This window comes from Leucobacter sp. Ag1 (genome assembly GCF_000980875.1).
Classification (GTDB): domain Bacteria; phylum Actinomycetota; class Actinomycetes; order Actinomycetales; family Microbacteriaceae; genus Leucobacter; species Leucobacter iarius.
In genome coordinates this window covers 116,724-135,570 of sequence record NZ_LAYO01000110.1, presented here as the reverse complement: position 1 = coordinate 135,570, position 18,847 = coordinate 116,724, and the positions used below count along the sequence as shown (strand labels likewise).

Here is an 18,847-nt window from a genome sequence, read left to right as displayed (position 1 = left end):
TCTCAGTGCTCGCAGTGGCATTCCCCGCCCGCGCAGCAGCTCCCGCCGCCGTGCTTCGACGGTGACCGCGGCGCGTCGAGCGACGGGTTCCGGTCGAAGAACCCGAACGGCTTGAGCGTGAAGGCGACCTTGTCGACGGGCATGATCGGCCAGTCCTCGGCGCGGGTGATGTGGTGGATCCCGAAGACGTACCAGAGCACCACGTCGGTGTCGACGAGGTTCTCGTCGTCGGCGATCCACGCGCTCATGCCGTTGCCGAGGTCGTCGTGCGACTGGGTCGGGTAGTCGCCGGCGGGCCACATCTCGAGGTCGTGCTGCCGCGTCACCCAGAGGGTGCTGCCGATCACCGGGTTGCGGCGCAGGATCGGAGACGATTCGTCGAACATCGCCGGGAATGACGCCGACGGCACAAGCTTGTACGCGGTCGGCGCACCCCAGGCGTTGAGGCGGTTCGGATTCTGCACCTTCCAGGAGCGCTGCGTCTCCCACCGGTAGTCGCGGCCGGCCTCGGCCTCCGACGCGATGACCGTGCCGCGCGTGTGCAGGTCGAGCCCGAGCGGATTCGCGTCGCCGATGGGCGCGGCCATCGAGTCGGACTCGACGACCGTGTTGTCCTCGCCGTCGATGTCGAGGTCGAGGCGCGCGACCAGGAAGTGCTGGTGGTAGGGCGCGTAGCTGCGACGGTCGATCACGGTGCCAGTGGGGAACGTCGCGGCCTCGTCCTCCATGGGCGTCGAGACCATGATCCCGGTCGCCCGGATCTCGCACTCGATGTTGCCGTCCGGATAGAACCGCCAGTAGACGAGATACTCGTAGTTGGCGACCGTCGCGTGCACCGAGACCACGAAGCGGCGCATGCGGCGCACCTCGGTACCGGCGTCGGGGTCGACGTGCTTCCACAGCACGGCGTCGTCCTCCTCGTGCAGGCAGATCGCGTTCTTCGTGACCCGGGGGCGGCCCGCGGTGTCGGGCAGGACGCCGTCGAGATAGGTGATCTCGCCGAGGCAATCGCATCCGAGCTCGAGCGAGGTGCACATGTAGCCGAGGCCCCACTCGCCGATGTCGAACGCGGTGCGGCGGTAGTGGTCGAAGCTCGAGTCGCGGTACGGCACGATCATCTCGGCGAGCGACATGCGGTAGGCGATGTCGCGGTACTCGTCGCCGTCCTTGAACCGCACCTGGTACAGCACGGGACCCTCGCGGTAGTTGAAGCCGATGCGGAACTCCCAGTCCTGCCAGCGCAGCAGGGATCCGTCGAGGGCGAAGGACACGCCCTCGGGCTGCACGATGTCGAGCGGCTTCAGATCGGTGCGCTCGGGCTCGTCGCGCAGCTCGGGCGTGTACTCGGCGTCGACCTCGGGGAATCCCCGGTCGTGCGCCTCGTCGATCTGCAGCACTTCCATGCTGTTCACATCGACGATCACCTTGAGCCCGCTCACGGGGTGCGCGTAGGGGTTGCCGCCGGTCGCCGCGCGCTTCCAGATGTCGACCCAGCCGAGCCGGCGATCCCGCCACTGCGGTGGCATGACCTCGTGCCCGTAGGTCCAGAGGTCGAAGAGGACGAGCTCGGGATCGATGCCGCGCGCCTCGAGCGCCGCGCGCACCTCGGGGTGAGCGCGCAGGGCGACGTCGCAGTCGTGGTACTCGTCGACGGTGAAGTTCGGGGTCACGCCCGGGCGATGCTCCCAGCTCTCGACGACGCCGGCGCCGAGGTCGACGATCGCCTCGAAGACCTCGTTGCTCGCCTTGTTCCAGAGCACGGCGAAGGATCGGCGCCCGATCGGGTCGCCCTCGCGCCAGGCGCGCACCTCGGTCTTGGGCGGTTCGCGGAGCGCGATCGAGGCGTAGCGCCAGCCCGCGTCGATCCCGCGCTCGCGGGCGAGCAGCTCGGAGGTCGCGGTGATCTCTTCGGCGGACAGGGAGTCGAGGGGATGAGGGCGCATCGCAGCTCCGTTCTCGGCGGGCGCTCCGTCGCGCCGTCCTGCGCGTCAGCCTACCCCGGCTCAGCGCGCGCTGGGACCCCGCAGATCGTCCGGGTTCGGCGGGATCTCGGGCAGCGGGATCGTGCCCGTCTTGAGCGCCTCGATGGTCTGCTCGACCTCGCGCTGGCGCCGCAGCCGCAGTCGGCTGAGCGCGCGTTGCTCGGGCAGGCTCCAGCCGAACCGGACGGCGAGCAGGCGCAGCACGGCGGTCACTGCGACGCAGGCGATCCCCGCGATGACGACGGGAACCCCGAACGCGAGCAGCACGACCAGCACGCCGACGCCGACGAGGCTCGCGACCGCGTAGAGGGATCCCACGTGCATGAGCGCGATGGGGATGTTGAGCATGAGGTCGCGCAGCACGCCGCCGCCGACCGCCGACACGGTGCCGATGAAGAGGGCAGGCACCACGGGCATGTCGAGCGACAGCGCCTTGGTCGTGCCGATCGCGCCGAACATGCCGATGCTGAGCGCGTCGAGCACGGTGATGACCGGATCGACGCGCTCGAAGAGGCGCGGCAGCAGCATGCCGATGAACGCGGCGCCGGTCGCGACGATCAGGTACCAGTTGATCGAGAACGCCGCCGGCGTCACGCCGAGCAGGATGTCGCGGAGGAAACCGCCGCCGATGCCCGACGCGATGCCGATGATCGCGACGCCGAGCAGGTCGATCCGCTTGAAACCCGCGGCGAACAGGGCGCCCTGCAGGCTGCCGACGCCGACCGCGACGAGGTCTGCGGCGAGCGGGGTGTGGAAGGTCTGGTCGAGCACGCCTCTATTCTCGCCGATCGCGCATAAGGATCCGGGATACTTGAGACATGCCCCTGTACCGCGAAGTCGGCGTCGTGCTGCGCACGCACAAGCTCGGCGAAGCCGATCGCATCGTGACGCTGCTCACGCGCGAGCGCGGCCTGCTGCGCGCCGTGGCGAAGGGGGTCCGGCGCACCTCGTCGAAGTTCGGGGCGCGGCTCGAGCCGTTCATGGTCGCCGATCTGCAGTGCTACGAGGGCCGCACCCTCGACACGATCACCCAGGCCGAGACGCTCGGCTCGTACGGGCCGCCGATCAGCAGCGACTACGAGCGGTACCGCGCGGGCAGCGTCATGGTCGAGACGGCCGAGCGCCTGAGCGAGGGCGGCCCCGCGCCGCAGCAGTACCGGCTGCTCGTCGGCGCGCTGCGCACGCTCGCGCAGGGCAAGGTGCCCACCGAGCTCGTGCGCGACGGCTACCTGCTGCGCGCCATGGCGATCGCCGGCTGGTCGCCGGGCTTCGAGGAGTGCGTGCGCTGCGGTGCCGCGGGCCCGCACACCCTCGTCGTCGTGCAGCTGGGCGGCGTGGTCTGCGAGGACTGCCGCGTGCCAGGCGCGCCGCGGCTCGATCCGGGATCCATCCGTCTGCTCGCCGCGCTGCTCGCGGGGGACTGGGACACGGCGACCGCGTCGACCGAGCGCGAGCGCGGGCAGGCCGCCGGAATCGTCGCCGCGTACACGCAGTGGCACCTGGAGCGCGGTCTGCGCTCGCTGCGCGGCTCCGCGGCGCATCCCGTCGCCTGAACGCTCGATACACTGAACGCTATGCCGCGAGTGCCCGACGAGATCGTGCCGGTCGATTGGACCGGCGAGCAACCGCCCCGGTTCGCGGGACCTGTGCCCGAGCACGTCGCGATCGTCATGGACGGCAACGGGCGCTGGGCCAACCAGCGCGGCCTGCCCCGCGTCGAGGGGCACCGCATGGGCGAGCAGGCGCTGCTCGACGTGGTGGCCGGCGCGATCCAGGCCGGGGTCAAGCACCTGAGCGTCTACGCGTTCTCCACCGAGAACTGGCGGCGTTCGCCCGACGAGGTCCGGTTCCTCATGGGGTTCAACCGCGACGTGCTGCGGCGTCGGCGCGAGCAGCTGCACTCCTGGAACGTGCGCATGCGCTGGGCCGGGCGCCGGCCGCGGCTCTGGGGGTCCGTGCTCAGCGAGCTGAAGACCGCCGAACGGGTCACCGCGCACAACACCGGGCTGACGCTCACGATGTGCGTCAACTACGGCGGGCGCAACGAGCTCGTGGACGCCATGCGCCGCATCGGCGAGGACGTCGCCACCGGGCGGCTCTCGCCCCACGGGATCAGCGAGCGCACCATCGGGCGCTACCTCTACGTGCCCGAGCTGCCGGACGTCGACCTGTTCCTGCGCTCGTCGGGGGAGCAGCGCACCAGCAACTTCATGCTCTGGCAGTCCGCGTACGCCGAGATGGTGTTCCTCGACACCCTGTGGCCCGACTTCGACCGGTCCGAGCTCTGGCGGGCGATCGGGATCTACCACGACCGGGATCGCCGCTTCGGCGGGGCGGTGGACGCCCCGAAACCGGCCTAGCCGCTCGGCCGGGCGGGTCGTGAGAGAATGGAGGCGATATGACTTCCTCCTCTCTCGCAACCGATCAGCGGCTGCGCATCGGTCCGATCGCGCTCGACGTCCCGGTGGTGCTCGCACCCATGGCCGGGATCACCAACACCGCGTTCCGTCGACTCTGCCGCGAGTACGGCGCGGGGCTCTACGTGAGCGAGATGATCACGAGCCGGGCGCTCGTCGAACGCACCCCGGCCTCGATGCGCCTAATCAAGCACCACGAGAGCGAGACGCCGCGCTCGATCCAGCTCTACGGCGTGGATCCGAAGACGGTCTCCGAGGCCGTGAAGTTCCTCGTCGCCGAGGACCGCGCCGATCACATCGACCTGAACTTCGGCTGCCCGGTGCCCAAGGTGACCCGCAAGGGCGGCGGGTCCGCTCTGCCGTGGAAGCAGGACCTGTTCAAGGCGATCGTCGAGGGCGCTGTGAAGGCCGCCGGCGACATCCCGCTCACGGTGAAGATGCGCAAGGGCATCGACGCCGACCACCTGACGTTCCTCGACGCCGCGCGCACCGCCGAGGACGCGGGCGTCGCGGCGATCGCCCTGCACGGACGCACGGCCAACGAGTTCTACTCGGGGCACGCCGACTGGTCGGCCATCGCCGAGCTGAAGCAGACGATCACGAGCGTTCCCGTGCTCGGCAACGGCGACATCTGGTCCGCCGAGGACGCGATCCGCATGGTGCGCGAGACCGGCTGCGACGGCGTCGTCGTCGGTCGCGGCTGCCTCGGGCGCCCCTGGCTGTTCGGTGACCTGGCGGCGGCGTTCCGCGCTGAGCAGGGCGAGATCTCACGCGAGGCTGCGGAGGCGGCGATCGCGAAGCCGCCGCTCGGCTTCGTCATGCAGGCCATGCGCCGGCACACCGAGCTGCTCGTCGAGTTCTTCGACGGCGAGGAGGATCGCGCCTGCCGCGACATCCGCAAGCACGTCGCCTGGTACTTCAAGGGCTACGGTGTCGGCGGCGACACCCGCCGCTCGCTCGCGGCGGTCGAGTCGCTCGAGCAGATGGACGAGATCTTCGCCACGATGGACGGCTCCATGCCGTACCCCGGCGAGGGCGCGGAGGGCCAGCGCGGCCGGGCCGGCAGCCCCAAGCGCGTCGTGCTGCCGGACCGCTGGCTCGAGAGCCGAACGAGCGACGGCATCGACTTCGCCGAGCTGGCCGAGGCCGAGCGGGACGATTCCGGTGGGTGAGCGGGCGAACGGGTACTCCGAGTTCGATGAGGAGCGCTTCGTCCCCGAGCAGCACAGCGGCGGGCGCAGCGATTTCGCACGCGACCGCGCCCGGGTGCTGCACTCGAGCGGTTGGCGGCGCCTCGCCGCGAAGACCCAGGTGCTCAGCCCGACGGCCGGCGTCGACTTCGCCCGCAACCGTCTGACGCACTCGCTCGAGGTCGCTCAGATCGGCCGCGAGCTCGCGGTCTCGCTCGGCGTCTCGCAGGACGTGGTCGACACCGCGTGCCTGGCGCACGACCTCGGTCACCCGCCCTTCGGGCACAACGGGGAGCTCGCGCTGAACGAGTGGATGCGCGGTTTCGGCGGCTTCGAGGGCAACGCGCAGACGCTGCGGATCCTCACCCGCCTCGAACCGAAGCGCTTCGCACCCGACGGGTCGAGCGCGGGCCTGAACCTCACGCGCGCCACGCTCGATGCCAGTTGCAAGTACCCCTGGTCGCTGCGGGAGGCCGCGCCGGGCAGCGCCAAGTTCGGGTACTTCGCCGACGACGCGCCGGTCTTCGACTGGCTCAGGAGCGGTGCGCCCGAGCGGCGCAAGTGCGTCGAGGCCCAGATCATGGACTTCTCCGACGACGTCGCCTATTCGGTCCACGACTTCGAGGACGCGATCGTGTCGGAGCACATCGATCCGCAGTTCCTCACGGCCCGCTCGGGCCACGACGCGCTGATCCGGACCGTCTCGGAGTGGGCCGGCGGCGACTTCTCGACGGACGAGCTCGGCGCGGCGTTCGACCGGATGGCCGAGAGCGGCAACTGGTTGCGCAGCTGGGACGGATCCCGCAGGGACCAGGCCCGGCTGAAGAACTTCACGAGCGACATGATCGGCCGGTTCGCGCGCGCCGCGATCCGCGACACGATCGACGAGGCCGACGGCCGCTCGCTCGCCCGTTACGGCGCGCGCATGGTCGTGCCGCGCGAGGTGAGCGCCGAGATCGCCGTGCTCAAGGGCGTGGTCGCCGCGTACGTGATGCAGAGCGGGCGCCGCCAGCCGACGTATCGGCGCCAGCGGGCGCTGCTCACCGAGCTGCTGCACACGCTCTGGGAGTCGGGCGCGCACGAACTGGAGCCCGCATACGCCGCCGATTTCCGGGCCGCCGACGACGAGTCCGCGGCGCGGCGCGCGATCGTGGATCAGGTGGCGTCGCTCACCGACCAGTCGGCGATCGCCTGGTACGAGCGGCTCTGCACGGCGCCGCTCGTCTAGCCCGACCGACGACGACTAGACTGGGCAGCTATGGCAGGCCGGATCCGCGCGAGCGACATCGAAGAGGTGAAGCGCCGCACGAACCTGGCCGACCTCGTCGGCGACTACGTCGCGCTCAAGAACGGCGGCATCGACTCGATGAAGGGGCTCTGCCCGTTCCACGACGAGCGCAGTCCCAGCTTCCACGTGCGTCCGGCGCTCGGCTACTACCACTGCTTCGGCTGCGGCGAATCGGGCGACGCCATCACGTTCCTGCAGCGCATGGATCACCTCACCTTCACCGAGTCGGTCGAGCGCCTGGCCGCACGGATCCACTACGCGCTCACCTACGAGGAGGGCAGCGGCCGTCGTGAGGAGGGCCCGAACCGGGCCCGTCTGCTCGCCGCCAACCAGGCCGCCGCGGCGTACTTCGTCGAGCAGCTGGCGAGCGAGGAGGGCAAGGCCGGCCGCGACTTCCTCGACGGACGCGGGTTCGATGCCGAGTCCGCGACCCGGTTCGGCGTCGGCTACGCGCCGCGCGGATGGGACGGACTGACCGACCACCTGAAGGCGCAGGGCTACACCCCGGCGGAGCTCTCGCAGGCCGGCCTCGTCTCCGAGGGGCAGCGCGGCGTCTACGACCGCTTCCGCGGCCGCGTCATCTGGCCGATCCGCGACACGAGCGGCCAGGTGATCGGCTTCGGCGCCCGCAAGCTCTACGAGGACGACAACGGCCCGAAGTACCTCAACACCCCCGAGACCCCCGTGTACCGCAAGTCGCAGGTGCTCTACGGCCTCGACCTCGCGAAGCGCGCGATCTCGCGCGGGCACCGCGCGGTCGTCGTCGAGGGGTACACCGACGTGATGGCGTGCCACCTGGCCGGGATCGAGACCGCGGTCGCGACCTGCGGCACCGCCTTCGGGCGGGAGCACATCTCGGTGCTGCGCCGGGTCATGGGCGACGACGCGGCGGCCGAGGTGATCTTCACCTTCGACCCTGACGAGGCCGGGCAGAAGGCCGCGCTGCGCGCCTTCAGCGAGGAGAAGCGCTTCACCGCGCAGACCTACGTCGCGGTCGCGCCCGACGGACTCGATCCCTGCGACCTGCGGCTGCACCGCGGCGACGAGGCCGTGGTCTCGCTGTTCGACCGGAAGACCCCGCTGTTCGAGTTCGCGCTGCGGCAGGCGGTCTCCCGCTTCGACCTCAACAGCGTCGAGGGGCGGGTGTCGGCGCTCCGGGCCGCGGCCCCGATCGTGGCCGAGATCAAGGATCCCGCGATGCGACCGGGCTACGCGCGCGAGCTGGCGCGCATGCTCGGCTCCGACCTCGGCGAGGTGCAGCGCGCGGTGCGCGCGGCCGAGTCCCGACCGCAGTCCCGCGGGAACGACCGCGAGGAGCCGCCGCGCGCGGGCCAGGATCCGAACGACCGCTTCGGCGCCCCGGCCGAGCCGGCGGCGCCCCGCATCTCCTTGGCGAGCCTGCCGAACGCGCCCGGCGTGTGGCTCGAGCGCGACGCGCTCATGGCGATGCTGCAGCAGGGCGAGGCCGTCGGCATCGACCTGCTGTCGCAGGCGGTCACCGCGCAGGTGGACGAACCGCGACTGCGCGGTGTCCGCGATGCGATCGCCGCCGCGCTGCCCGCGCTCGGCACCGACCGCTGGCTCGCCGAGGTGCTCGAGCAGACGCCGGAGGCCCTGCGCGATCTCGCGCGGGAGCTCGCGCTCGCGCCGATGCCGCAGCGCAAGGCCGAGCAGCTGGCCGCGTACGCGAAGGACGTGGTGGTGTCGCTGCTGGATCGCGACCTGCTGAACCTCAAGGGCGAGCTGGTCGCCCGCATGCAGCGCATCGGCGATTCGGCCGACGCCGGATCCCGCCGGATCCAGGAGCAGCTCGTCGCGCTCGAGGCGGCTCGGCGCAGTCTCCGCGTGGAATGAACCGGCGCGGCGCGACCGTGCCGTAGGCTGCTGCGAGTACCGACATCCACCGGTGGAAGGAGTCCTGCGTGGCAGGCGTCGACCTCGACGCGGATCCGGCGATCCACGTCTCCGATCTCTCGCTCAGCTATCCCGCTCACGGCGGAGGCCGCTCGTTCCACGCGGTCGAGGGGGTCAGCTTCGACGTGCGGCGCGGCGAGGTGCTCGCGCTGCTCGGCGAGAGCGGATCGGGCAAGTCCACGCTCGCGCGCTTCCTCGCGGGGCGGGCGAAGGACACGGGGGACAAGTCGGCGCGGATCCGGGCGACGGGCGGCGACGCCCACGTCCTCGGCACCTCGATGCGGCGGCTCAACCGACGCGGTGCCGCGCGGCTGACCGCCTACGTGGGGCATCTCGCGCAGGACGCGGGCGCCACCCTGCCGCCCGAGCTGAACGTCGGAGACATTCTCTTCGGGCCGATCGTCGAGCGCACCAAGGACTTCGACCGGGACGAGCTCGGCGCCGTAATCGCCGAGATGATGGACATCGTCGGCCTGCCGCTGAGCAAGCTGCAGGAGTACCCGTACGAGCTCTCGAAGGGGCAGCGGCAGCGCGTTGCGGTGATGCGGTCGCTCATGCTGAACCCGCCCGTGCTCGTCGCCGACGAGCCGACGCTCGGCGTCGACGCGAACAGCCGGCCGCGGATCGTGGATCTGCTCCGCTGGTACCGCGAGCGCAGCAGCGCGACCCTCGTGCTGATCAGTCACGACATCGGCATGCTGGAGGCGCTCGTGCAGGACGTGCTCGTCATGCAGCAGGGGCGCGTGGTCGGCCACGACGACATCAACGCGATCTTCCGGCAGGCCGATCACGTCTACGTGCAGCAGCTCGCGCAGGCGCTGCGGGCGACCGCCTACGACGAGATCGCCGACGAATAGCGCGGGCGCGCCCGGGCGGCACGCGGAGATGGCCTGGATTTGCACTGCGCGCGAGACGCTGGGTAAGCTAGAGGGGTTGCTTCGGCAATGATCCCCTGTAGCTCAGTTGGCAGAGCGCTTGACTGTTAATCAGGATGTCGCTGGTTCGAGCCCAGCCGGGGGAGCAAGAGAAACCCCCACCCGCACCGGGTGGGGGTTTCGTCGTATCTGCGACCGGCCACCGTCGGCGCCCGGTTTCTTCGAACGCGATACCCGCCGCGCGCCCGTAGGATCGAATCGCGCCGTCGCCGCCGACCCGCGCAGAGAGGGAGCACCCGTGAGCAGCGTCGAGCGAACCGGAACCGTCATCGCCCTGGATCCCGAGCGTGCACCGCGGATCCATGATTCCGCGTGGATCGCGCCGGGTGCGGTCGTCGTCGGCGCCGTCGCCCTCGGGCCCGGCAGCAGCGTCTGGTACAACGCGGTGCTCCGCGGCGACTCCAACTCGATCTCGGTCGGACGCGACAGCAACTTCCAGGACGGCGTGGCGGTGCACACCGAGGCCGCGCACGGTGCGGTGATCGGGGATCGCGTCTCGGTGGGGCACAACGCGGTCGTGCACGCCGCGACCGTGGAGGACGGCTGCCTCATCGGCATGAACGCGACCGTGCTGAGCGGAGCGGTCGTGGGGGAGGGATCCCTGGTGGCGGCCGGTGCGCTCGTGCCGCAGGGCCGGATCATCCCGCCGAACTCCCTCGTCGCGGGGGTGCCGGCGCGGGTCGTCCGCGAGCTCACTGCCGCCGAGCGCGAGAGCGTGCGGCGCAACGCGGAGATCTACATCGGGCACACGGCGGCGCACCGAGCGGCGGTCGATGCGCCGCTCGCCGCGCCCGGGAATCCGGCTGCGCGAGCCGAATGACACGCCACGGTTTCCGATCGGCGCCGGGAGTGCACTAGTATCGGTCGAGTGCTTCGGCACGCCCCGGTCGCGGTGAACGCCCCGACCACGGGGATGTAGCTCAATGGTAGAGCCTCAGTCTTCCAAACTGATTACGCGGGTTCGATTCCCGTCATCCCCTCTGTTCCGTCCGGTCGGCCCGGGCCGCACGAGAGCCCCGCTAAAGCGGGGCTCTCGTCGTTTCGGTGCCGTTTCGGGCGATCCCGCACGCGTTTTCGGCTAGACTTGCCTGCGGTTGTCCGCACAGCCGTACTCGCGCACGCTCTCGCGTGCGCGAGAACTGGGCCGCGGTCACCCGGAACCCGCGGGTTTCGGGGCGTAGCTCAGCTTGGCTAGAGCGCCCGCTTTGGGAGCGGGAGGTCGCAGGTTCGAATCCTGTCGCCCCGACTCGGACCTGCACAGAGTCCGACCACGCCGCTAGCTGCGTACGAATCCGATCACTGAGAGGCCAAATTGCCGAAGACGAACGCTGAGAAGCTCACGCCGACCCGAGTCAAGCTGACGGTCGCGCTCACCATGGACGAGCTCGAGCCGCACCTCAAGGGCGCCTACAAGACCATCTCGGAGCAGGTGTCGATCCCCGGCTTCCGCAAGGGCAAGGTCCCCGCGCCGATCATCGACCAGCGCGTCGGCCGCGAGGCCGTCGTCGAGCAGGCCGTCAACTCGTCGCTCGACGAGTTCTACCAGGCCGCCGTCGCCGAGTCCGATGTGCGCCCCATGGGCCGCCCGACCGCCGACGTCGAGCAGTGGATCGACCTGAAGGACCCGAAGAGCGAGGTCGTGCTCGCGTTCGAGGTCGAGGTCCGCCCCGATTTCACCGTCCCCAAGTACGACGGCCTCAAGCTGACCGTCGACAACGCCGAGGTCGGCGACGACGCGGTCGACGCCGAGCTGGACAAGCTCCGCGAGCGCTTCGGCACCCTCGAGACCGTCGAGCGCGCCGCTTCGAAGGGCGACTTCGTCGAGATCGACCTGACCGCCACCATCGACGGCACCGAGGTCGACCAGGCCCAGGGCGTCTCCTACGAGGTCGGCGCGGGCAACATGCTCGTCGGGCTCGACGAGGCGATCGACACCCTCACCGCCGGTGAGGCCACCACCTTCACCTCGCAGCTGCTCGGCGGCGAGTACGAGGGCCAGGATGCCGAGGTCGCCGTGACCGTCACCGCCGTCAAGGAGCGCAAGCTCGCCGAGGCGGACGACGACTTCGCGCAGCTCGCAAGCGAGTTCGACACCGTCGCGGAGCTCCGCGAGAGCCTCGCCGAGCAGGTCGCCCAGGCCGCCGTGTTCGCGCAGGGCCGCCAGGCACGCGACCTCTTCACCGAGACCCTCATCGAGCAGGCCGGGATCCCGATCTCGGAGGAGCTCGTCGAGGACGAGGTGCACCGTCACCTCGAGGGCGAAGGACGCCTCGAGGACGACGAGCACCGCGCAGAGGTCCGCGAGTCCTCGGAGAAGCAGCTCCAGCTGCAGCTCCTGCTCGACGCGATCGTCGAGGCGGAGGAGGTCACCCCGACCGAGGCCGAGCTCTCGCAGTACATCTTCCAGTCGGCTCAGCAGTACGGCATGGAGCCCGGCCAGTTCATCCAGGCGCTCAGCCAGGGCGGCCAGATGGGCATCATCGTCGCCGAGGTGACCCGCAACAAGGCGCTCGCGATCGCCCTCGCCAAGGCCGAGGTCGTCGACCAGGACGGCAAGGCCGTCGATCTGGCCGAGTTCACCGCGGTCGACAACGGCGAGGAGTCGGCCGACGAGGCCGAGGCCCCCGCCGAGGAGAAGAAGCCGGCCGCCAAGAAGGCTCCGGCCAAGAAGGCTCCGGCCAAGAAGGCCGCCGAGGCTGCGGGCGATGACGACGAGGAGGCCAAGAAGGCCGCTCGTTCGGCAGCCGCCAAGAAGGCCGCTGCGACCCGCGCCGCGAAGAAGGCCGCTGCGGAGGCCGCCGCCGAGTAAGGCGACGCACTGCACGCTCAGAGGATCCCCGGTCTGCGGACCGGGGATCCTCTGCGTTTCCGCCTGTGTGCCCAGGGCGAACATGGGCGTCGAGGGGCCCGTGAGTCGGTAGCCTCGAATCACACCGAGATCGAATGGAGCCACGCATGGCAGAACAGACGACGCCGAACAGCGTGTTCGAGCGCCTGCTCAAGGATCGGATCATCTGGCTGGGATCCGAGGTCCGCGACGACAACGCGAACGAGATCTGCGCGAAGATCCTGCTGCTCGCGGCCGAGGACCCCGAGGCCGACATCTACCTCTACATCAACTCGCCCGGCGGTTCGATCACCGCGGGCATGGCGATCTACGACACGATGAGCTTCGTGCCGAACGACATCGTCACCGTCGGCATCGGCATGGCGGCGTCGATGGGCCAGTTCCTGCTGACCGCCGGTACCAAGGGCAAGCGCTACATCACGCCGAACGCCCGCGTGCTCCTGCACCAGCCGCACGGCGGCTTCGGCGGCACGGCGAGCGACATCCAGACCCAGGCGCAGCTCATCACCTCGATGAAGAACCGCCTGGCCGAGATCACCGCCTCCCAGACCGGCAAGACGGTCGAGCAGATCAACGCCGACGGCGACCGTGACCGCTGGTTCACCGCCGACGAGGCGCTCGAGTACGGCTTCGTCGACTTCATCCGCGATTCGGCCTCCGACGTGGTCGGCGGCGGCGGAACCAGCAAGTAGCCAGCGGAACCAGGAGAGAACTTCAATGAACACCCCGCAGATGCCTTCTCTGCCGCAGGCCGGCGGTTCCGGTCTGCTCATGCCCGAGTCCCGCTACGTGCTGCCCTCCTTCGAGGAGCGCACGGCCTACGGCTACAAGCGCCAGGACCCCTACGCCAAGCTGTTCGAGGATCGCATCATCTTCCTCGGCGTGCAGGTCGACGACGCGTCGGCCGACGACGTGATGGCGCAGCTCCTCGTCCTCGAGAGCCAGGACACCGAGCGCGACATCACCATGTACATCAACTCTCCCGGTGGCTCGTTCACCGCGATGACGGCGATCTACGACACGATGCAGTACATCCGCCCCCACGTGCAGACGGTGTGCCTCGGCCAGGCGGCCTCGGCAGCGGCGGTCCTGCTCGCGGGCGGCACGCCCGGCAAGCGCCTCGCGCTGCCGAACGCCCGTGTGCTGATCCACCAGCCCTCGTCGGGCCAGGGCGGTCACGGCCAGGCTTCGGACATCGAGATCCAGGCGCGCGAGATCATGCGCATGCGTGAGTGGCTGGAGGAGACGCTGTCGAAGCACTCGAACCGCACTCCCGAGCAGGTGCACCAGGACATCGATCGCGACAAGATCCTGAGCGCCGACGAGGCGCTCGAGTACGGTCTGGTCGACCAGGTGCTCACCAGCCGGAAGAACCCGCAGGCAGTGCTCGGATCCTGACCGTCCCCGCGGCCCGACGCCACCGGCGTCGGGCCGCGGCGTGCCGCCGGCGGCAATGTCGGTGGTGCGGGTTAGGCTCGAGAACATCGAACCACACCGATCCGAAAGGGGACGTCGCATGGCGAAGATCGGCGAGAGCAGCGACCTGCTGAAGTGCTCTTTCTGCGGGAAGTCGCAGAAGCAGGTCCAACAGCTGATCGCGGGTCCGCAGATCTACATCTGCGACGAGTGCGTCGGTCTCTGCAACGAGATCATCGAGGAACGCATGGCCGAGTCGGCCGCGCCCGAGTCGCCCGAGTTCACGCTGCACAAGCCGCGCGAGATCTCCGACTTCCTCGACCAGTACGTGATCGGTCAGGATCGCGCCAAGCAGTCGCTCGCGGTGGCGGTCTACAACCACTACAAGCGGGTGCGCGCGGCGCAGAAGCTCACGAGCGCCGAGGCCGCCGCCGAGCAGGTCGAGATCGCCAAGTCCAATATCCTCATGGTCGGTCCCACCGGCTGCGGCAAGACCTATCTCGCGCAGTCGCTCGCGCGCCAGCTCGGCGTGCCGTTCGCGGTGGCCGATGCCACCGCGCTGACCGAGGCGGGCTACGTCGGTGAGGACGTCGAGAACATCCTCCTCAAGCTGCTCCAGGCGGCGGACTTCGACGTGCAGCGCGCTGAGACGGGCATCATCTACATCGACGAGATCGACAAGATCGCGCGCAAGGCCGAGAACCCCTCGATCACGCGCGATGTTTCGGGCGAGGGCGTGCAGCAGGCGCTGCTCAAGATCCTCGAGGGCACGGTGGCATCGGTGCCGCCGCAGGGTGGCCGCAAGCACCCGAATCAAGAATTCATCCAGATCGACACGACGAACGTGCTGTTCATCGTGGCGGGCGCCTTCGCCGGCCTCGAAGAGATCGTGGCGTCCCGCGTCGGCAAGGGCGGCATCGGCTTCGGCGCACCGCTGTCCAGCAAGCGCGACGACTCCGAGCTGTTCGCCGAGCTGCTCCCCGAAGACCTGCACAAGTTCGGCCTCATCCCCGAGTTCATCGGTCGACTGCCGGTCGTCGCCACCGTCGATCCGCTCGACGTGTCCGCGCTCACGCGCATCCTGACGGAGCCGAAGAACGCCCTGGTCAAGCAGTACCAGCGCATGTTCGAGCTCGACGGGGTCGGCCTCGAATTCGAGGACGCCGCGCTTGAGGCGATCTCCGAACTCGCGGTCGAGCGCAAGACGGGCGCGCGCGGCCTGCGCGCGATCCTCGAGGGCGTCCTCGGGCCGGTCATGTTCGACGCACCCTCGGACGAGTCGATCGCGAAGGTCGTCGTCACCCGGGAATCCGTCACGGGCGAAGCCGCACCTCGAGTGCTGCGCGCCGCGACGAGTGGTGAGCGCACGGCCTGAGCCGCTGCCGCGGTCGGGTTCCTATTCGGACGGCGGCGGAGTCGAGAGGTCGTAGCTGAGCAGCACGGCCCCGCCGTCGCCCGGCAGGGTGAGAGCCTGCACGGTCAGCCGCGTATTCGACAGGGTCGCTGAACGGCCGCCCTCCGGCGTCTCGGCCGCATCCTGCTCGGCGAAGCCATTCGTCGAGATCACCTCGGCCCACAGCGCATCCGCCGCAGCGCGGTCCTTCGCAGACAGCACGACGAACCAGACACCGGGGCCGCGCTCGCCCGCATCGTCGATCGTCGCGCTCTTCGGCACGGCGAACGCATCCGTCGGGAACCCCTTCGGCAGGGTCTTCTGCTTGGCGATGTCGGGTTCGTGCTTCGGCTTCGACCAGCTCGACCCCGAAGCGTCCCCGCCACCGCCCTTGGTGCTGCTGTTCCCGGGCTTGTCCTGCGAGACCCCCCCGCCCGCACCGGGCTCGGGTGCGCACGCGGTGAGTGCGAGCGGGACCGACAGGCACAGCGCTATCGCGACCGCCGCGGTCACGCGGCGGGGGCCGACCGGACGGCGCGTTGCGGGAACAGTCGAATGCTTCATGGGATGCTCAGCTCAACCAATCGTCATCGTCCTCGTCGGGCGCGTCCGCGGAGGCGCGCAGCGACTCGGTGCCGTCGAGGGTGACGAGCAGCAGGTCGTCGAGGGCGCACCGGGGGCGTCCCTCGAGCCAGGTCAGCGTCCACGCGGACGCTTCGGGGTGCTGCCGCTCAGCCGCGGCGATCAGGGGCAGCAGGGCGCCCGGGACGCTGGCGTGCGGGGGCTGACCCACCCGCCAACGCGTCCCGAGCTGCATGCTGTCTTCTCCTCTGCCGGAAGCCCCGGCTCAGGCCTCGGCCGGAGCCTCGAGGCGGATCTCGGCGACGGTCGGAGCGTCGACCTCGGCCGCTTCGATGCGGAGCTCGGCGATGCGCCCGACCTTGCTGAGGTCGTCGGCGGCGAGCTGCAGGCGGTCGCGGTCGGCCGCGGGCGTCTGCACGACCGCGAGCTCGACCGGCGTCTTCTGCGAGGCCTTCGCGGCCGTCTTGGCACCGCGGATACCGACGAGCGCCGAGCCGACGAGTCCGAGCAGGCCGGGATCGGCGTCGGGGCCCGCGGGCTCCGACGCTTCGGCGGCCTGCGGCCACGCGGCGACGTGCACCGATCCCTCGTTGAACCAGGACCAGGTCTCTTCGGTCGCGTAGGGGAGGAACGGCGCCAGCAGGCGGATGAACGCCGAGAGCGCCAGGCGCAGCGCGGTGACCGCGGAGGCCTGCGGCTGGCCGCTGCCGGCGTGCGCGCGCTCCTTGACGAGCTCGAGGTAGTCGTCGCAGAAGGTCCAGAAGAACGACTCGGTGATCTCGAGCGCGCGAGCGTGATCGTACGCCTCGAATGCGCGGGTCGCGTCCTCGATCACGGTCGCGAGCGACGCGAGCATCGAGCGGTCGAGGGCCTCGGTCACGGTGCCGGCGCCGGAGGCGTCGAACGAGAGCGTGAACTTCGCGGCGTTGAGCAGCTTGATCGCGAGTCGGCGCCCGATCTTGATCTGGGTCGGGTTCTGCGGGTCGAAGGCCGCGTCGGTGCCGAGCTTGGCGGACGACGCCCAGTAGCGGACCGCATCGGCACCGTGCTGCTCGAGCATGCCGAGCGGGGTGACGACGTTGCCCTTCGACTTCGACATCTTCTTGCGGTCGGGATCCAGGATCCAGCCCGAGATGCCGGCGTGCTGCCAGGGGAGCCGCCCCGACTCGAGCTCGGAGCGCAGCAGCGTCGAGAAGAGCCAGGTGCGGATGATGTCCTGGCCCTGCGGGCGCAGGCTGAACGGGAAGACGAGTTCGAAGAGCTCGGGATCGCGCTCCCAGCCGCCGGCGAGCTGCGGGGTGAGCGAGGAGGTCGCCCAGGTGTCCATGACGTCGACCTCGCCGACGAATCCGCCGGCCTGGCCGCGCTGCGCGGCGTCGTAGCCCGGGGGCACATCGCTCGACGGGTCGACGGGCAGCTGCTCCTTCGTCGCGACGATCGGCTGGTCGAAGACCGGGTTGCCCTCGGCGTCGAGCGGGTACCAGACCGGGATCGGCACGCCGAAGAAGCGCTGGCGCGAGATCAGCCAGTCGCCCGACAGCCCCTCGACCCAGTTCTCGTAGCGCACCCGCATGAAGTCGGGGTGCCACTCGAGCTCGCGACCGTGGGCGAGCAGGCGCTCGCGCAGGTCCTCGTCGCGCGCGCCGTTCGTGATGTACCACTGGCGGGTCGAGACGATCTCGAGCGGCTTGTCGCCCTTCTCGAAGAACTTGACGGGGTGGGAGATCTTTCGGATCTCGCCCTGCAGCTCGCCGGAGGCCTGCAGCAGCTCGACCATGGTCTGCTTGGCGCTGAACACGGTCTTACCCGCGATCTGGGCGTAGGCGTCGAGCCCGGCCTCGCTGGTGATCGCCTCGGGGGCCTCGGCGAGCACGCGGCCGTCGAAGCCGAGGATCGCGCGGTTCGGCAGGTTGAGCTCGCGCCACCAGACGACGTCGGTCACGTCCCCGAAGGTGCAGATCATGGCGATTCCGGTGCCCTTGTCCTGCTGGGCGAGGTGGTGCGCGACGATCGGCACCTCGACGCCGAAGATCGGGGTGCGCACGGTGGTGCCGAAGAGCGGCTTGAAGCGCTCGTCGTCGGGGTGCGCGACGAGCGCGACGCAGGCGGCGAGCAGCTCGGGGCGCGTGGTGTCGATGAGGATGTCGCCCGCGCCGTCCGTCCGGTGGAACGCGAGCGTGTGGTAGGCGCTGGGCTGCTCGCGATCCTCGAGCTCGGCCTGCGCGACCGCGGTGCGGAAGGTGACGTCCCACAGCGTGGGAGCCTGGGCCTGGTAGGCCTCGCCGCGCTCGATGTTGCCGAGGAAGGCGAGCTGCGATGCGCGGATCGAGTCGGCGCCGATGGTGCGGTAGGTCTGCGTCCAGTCGACCGAGAGGCCGAGCGTGCGCCAGAGATCCTCGAACTGCTTCTCGTCCTCGACCGTGAGGCGCTCGCACAGCTCGATGAAGTTGCGGCGCGAGATCGGCTGCTGGTCGGCGGCCTTCACGCTCTTGCCGTCGCCGCCCTCGTGCGGCGGGACGAAGTCCTCGACGTAGGGGAGCGAGGGATCGCAGCGCACGCCGTAGTAGTTCTGCACGCGGCGCTCGGTCGGCAGACCGTTGTCGTCCCAGCCCATCGGGTAGAAGACGCGCTTGCCGCGCATGCGCTGGAAGCGCGCCACCGTGTCGGTGTGCGTGTAGGAGAACACGTGCCCGACGTGCAGGGACCCCGACGCGGTGGGCGGAGGCGTGTCGATGCTGTAGACCTCGCTGCGCTCGGCCCCCTCGCGCGGGAAGCGGTAGGTGCCCTCGGCTTCCCAGCTCGTGCCCCACTTGGCTTCGAGGCCTTCGAGTGCCGGCTTGTCGGGGATCGCGCTCATGCGGTGGCTCCGTGTCTCGACGCGA

16 protein-coding genes and 3 tRNA genes are annotated in these 18,847 nt (G+C 70.1%); 14 read left to right on the top strand and 5 right to left on the bottom strand.

The annotated features are described in order from the left end of the window. Nucleotides 1–2: 2 nt before the first annotated feature. On the bottom strand, nucleotides 3–1,943 hold the full coding sequence (locus XM48_RS15465) for a primary-amine oxidase (protein WP_046456727.1): 1,941 nt from the start codon (nucleotides 1,941–1,943) through the stop codon (nucleotides 3–5). A gap of 60 nt (nucleotides 1,944–2,003) precedes the next feature. Continuing rightward, complete coding sequence (locus tag XM48_RS15460) at nucleotides 2,004–2,753, bottom strand: trimeric intracellular cation channel family protein (protein WP_046456726.1); 750 nt, start codon at nucleotides 2,751–2,753, stop codon at nucleotides 2,004–2,006. Between the two features lie 47 nt (nucleotides 2,754–2,800). On the opposite strand from XM48_RS15460, the gene recO reads away from it, so the two are divergent. The 14 genes from recO to clpX all read left to right on the top strand — a co-directional run bounded on the left by recO (nucleotide 2,801) and on the right by clpX (nucleotide 15,365). After that, nucleotides 2,801–3,535, top strand: a complete 735-nt coding sequence (recO, locus tag XM48_RS15455; protein ID WP_046456725.1) for a DNA repair protein RecO — start codon at nucleotides 2,801–2,803, stop codon at nucleotides 3,533–3,535. 21 nt (nucleotides 3,536–3,556) lie between these two features. Further along, nucleotides 3,557–4,342, top strand: coding sequence for an isoprenyl transferase (locus XM48_RS15450; protein WP_046456724.1), 786 nt, complete (start codon nucleotides 3,557–3,559; stop codon nucleotides 4,340–4,342). A 38-nt stretch (nucleotides 4,343–4,380) separates the two neighbouring features. Next, the gene (gene dusB / locus XM48_RS15445) at nucleotides 4,381–5,571 is read left to right on the top strand and encodes a tRNA dihydrouridine synthase DusB (RefSeq protein ID WP_046456723.1); all 1,191 of its coding nucleotides are present in this window, start codon (nucleotides 4,381–4,383) and stop codon (nucleotides 5,569–5,571) included. Continuing rightward, nucleotides 5,564–6,817 (top strand): deoxyguanosinetriphosphate triphosphohydrolase, encoded by a 1,254-nt coding sequence (locus XM48_RS15440; protein ID WP_231580919.1) that lies wholly within the window; start codon nucleotides 5,564–5,566, stop codon nucleotides 6,815–6,817. The genes dusB and XM48_RS15440 overlap by 8 nt, the downstream gene beginning before the upstream one ends. A 30-nt stretch (nucleotides 6,818–6,847) precedes the next feature. Next, on the top strand, nucleotides 6,848–8,731 hold the full coding sequence (gene dnaG / locus XM48_RS15435; RefSeq protein WP_046456722.1) for a DNA primase: 1,884 nt from the start codon (nucleotides 6,848–6,850) through the stop codon (nucleotides 8,729–8,731). Between the two features lie 68 nt (nucleotides 8,732–8,799). Beyond that, nucleotides 8,800–9,648 carry an ATP-binding cassette domain-containing protein gene (locus tag XM48_RS15430; protein ID WP_046456721.1) on the top strand — a complete coding sequence of 283 codons (849 nt, stop codon included), beginning with the start codon at nucleotides 8,800–8,802 and terminating at the stop codon, nucleotides 9,646–9,648. Between the two features lie 91 nt (nucleotides 9,649–9,739). Next, nucleotides 9,740–9,812, top strand: a tRNA-Asn gene (locus XM48_RS15425). Between the two features lie 152 nt (nucleotides 9,813–9,964). Further along, nucleotides 9,965–10,546, top strand: coding sequence for a gamma carbonic anhydrase family protein (locus tag XM48_RS18355; protein ID WP_046456720.1), 582 nt, complete (start codon nucleotides 9,965–9,967; stop codon nucleotides 10,544–10,546). A gap of 89 nt (nucleotides 10,547–10,635) precedes the next feature. Continuing rightward, nucleotides 10,636–10,706, top strand: a tRNA-Gly gene (locus tag XM48_RS15415). Between the two features lie 191 nt (nucleotides 10,707–10,897). Then, a tRNA-Pro gene (locus XM48_RS15410) sits at nucleotides 10,898–10,972 on the top strand. Nucleotides 10,973–11,038: 66 nt separating this feature from the next. After that, on the top strand, nucleotides 11,039–12,535 hold the full coding sequence (tig, locus tag XM48_RS15405; RefSeq protein WP_046456719.1) for a trigger factor: 1,497 nt from the start codon (nucleotides 11,039–11,041) through the stop codon (nucleotides 12,533–12,535). Between the two features lie 134 nt (nucleotides 12,536–12,669). After that, the gene (locus tag XM48_RS15400; RefSeq protein ID WP_255350876.1) at nucleotides 12,670–13,266 is read left to right on the top strand and encodes an ATP-dependent Clp protease proteolytic subunit; all 597 of its coding nucleotides are present in this window, start codon (nucleotides 12,670–12,672) and stop codon (nucleotides 13,264–13,266) included. Nucleotides 13,267–13,291: 25 nt separating this feature from the next. Beyond that, nucleotides 13,292–13,972, top strand: coding sequence for an ATP-dependent Clp protease proteolytic subunit (locus tag XM48_RS15395; RefSeq protein ID WP_046456717.1), 681 nt, complete (start codon nucleotides 13,292–13,294; stop codon nucleotides 13,970–13,972). A gap of 118 nt (nucleotides 13,973–14,090) precedes the next feature. Further along, nucleotides 14,091–15,365 carry an ATP-dependent Clp protease ATP-binding subunit ClpX gene (gene clpX / locus XM48_RS15390; RefSeq protein WP_046456716.1) on the top strand — a complete coding sequence of 425 codons (1,275 nt, stop codon included), beginning with the start codon at nucleotides 14,091–14,093 and terminating at the stop codon, nucleotides 15,363–15,365. A 21-nt stretch (nucleotides 15,366–15,386) separates the two neighbouring features. Here clpX and XM48_RS15385 read toward each other — a convergent pair whose 3' ends face one another. From XM48_RS15385 to valS, 3 genes are read right to left on the bottom strand one after another with little or no spacing between them, the layout of a single operon-like run. Continuing rightward, complete coding sequence (locus XM48_RS15385; protein WP_046456715.1) at nucleotides 15,387–15,947, bottom strand: hypothetical protein; 561 nt, start codon at nucleotides 15,945–15,947, stop codon at nucleotides 15,387–15,389. 7 nt (nucleotides 15,948–15,954) lie between these two features. Next, entirely contained in the window at nucleotides 15,955–16,200 is a 246-nt protein-coding gene (locus XM48_RS15380; protein ID WP_046456714.1) for a hypothetical protein, read from the bottom strand. 30 nt (nucleotides 16,201–16,230) lie between these two features. Then, nucleotides 16,231–18,822, bottom strand: coding sequence for a valine--tRNA ligase (gene valS, locus XM48_RS15375; RefSeq protein ID WP_046456713.1), 2,592 nt, complete (start codon nucleotides 18,820–18,822; stop codon nucleotides 16,231–16,233). Nucleotides 18,823–18,847: the final 25 nt, after the last annotated feature.

What these genes read in the sequence shown, in the direction of transcription:
- XM48_RS15465 (WP_046456727.1), bottom strand. Translation starts at nt 1,943, where the DNA reads ATGCGCCCTCATCCCCTCGACTCCCTGTCCGCCGAAGAGATCACCGCG.
- dusB (WP_046456723.1), top strand. Translation starts at nt 4,381, where the DNA reads ATGACTTCCTCCTCTCTCGCAACCGATCAGCGGCTGCGCATCGGTCCG.
- XM48_RS15380 (WP_046456714.1), bottom strand. Translation starts at nt 16,200, where the DNA reads ATGCAGCTCGGGACGCGTTGGCGGGTGGGTCAGCCCCCGCACGCCAGC.
- clpX (WP_046456716.1), top strand. Translation starts at nt 14,091, where the DNA reads ATGGCGAAGATCGGCGAGAGCAGCGACCTGCTGAAGTGCTCTTTCTGC.
- XM48_RS15385 (WP_046456715.1), bottom strand. Translation starts at nt 15,947, where the DNA reads ATGAAGCATTCGACTGTTCCCGCAACGCGCCGTCCGGTCGGCCCCCGC.
- XM48_RS15400 (WP_255350876.1), top strand. Translation starts at nt 12,670, where the DNA reads ATGGAGCCACGCATGGCAGAACAGACGACGCCGAACAGCGTGTTCGAG.
- dnaG (WP_046456722.1), top strand. Translation starts at nt 6,848, where the DNA reads ATGGCAGGCCGGATCCGCGCGAGCGACATCGAAGAGGTGAAGCGCCGC.
- valS (WP_046456713.1), bottom strand. Translation starts at nt 18,822, where the DNA reads ATGAGCGCGATCCCCGACAAGCCGGCACTCGAAGGCCTCGAAGCCAAG.
- XM48_RS15395 (WP_046456717.1), top strand. Translation starts at nt 13,292, where the DNA reads ATGAACACCCCGCAGATGCCTTCTCTGCCGCAGGCCGGCGGTTCCGGT.
- XM48_RS15450 (WP_046456724.1), top strand. Translation starts at nt 3,557, where the DNA reads ATGCCGCGAGTGCCCGACGAGATCGTGCCGGTCGATTGGACCGGCGAG.
- recO (WP_046456725.1), top strand. Translation starts at nt 2,801, where the DNA reads ATGCCCCTGTACCGCGAAGTCGGCGTCGTGCTGCGCACGCACAAGCTC.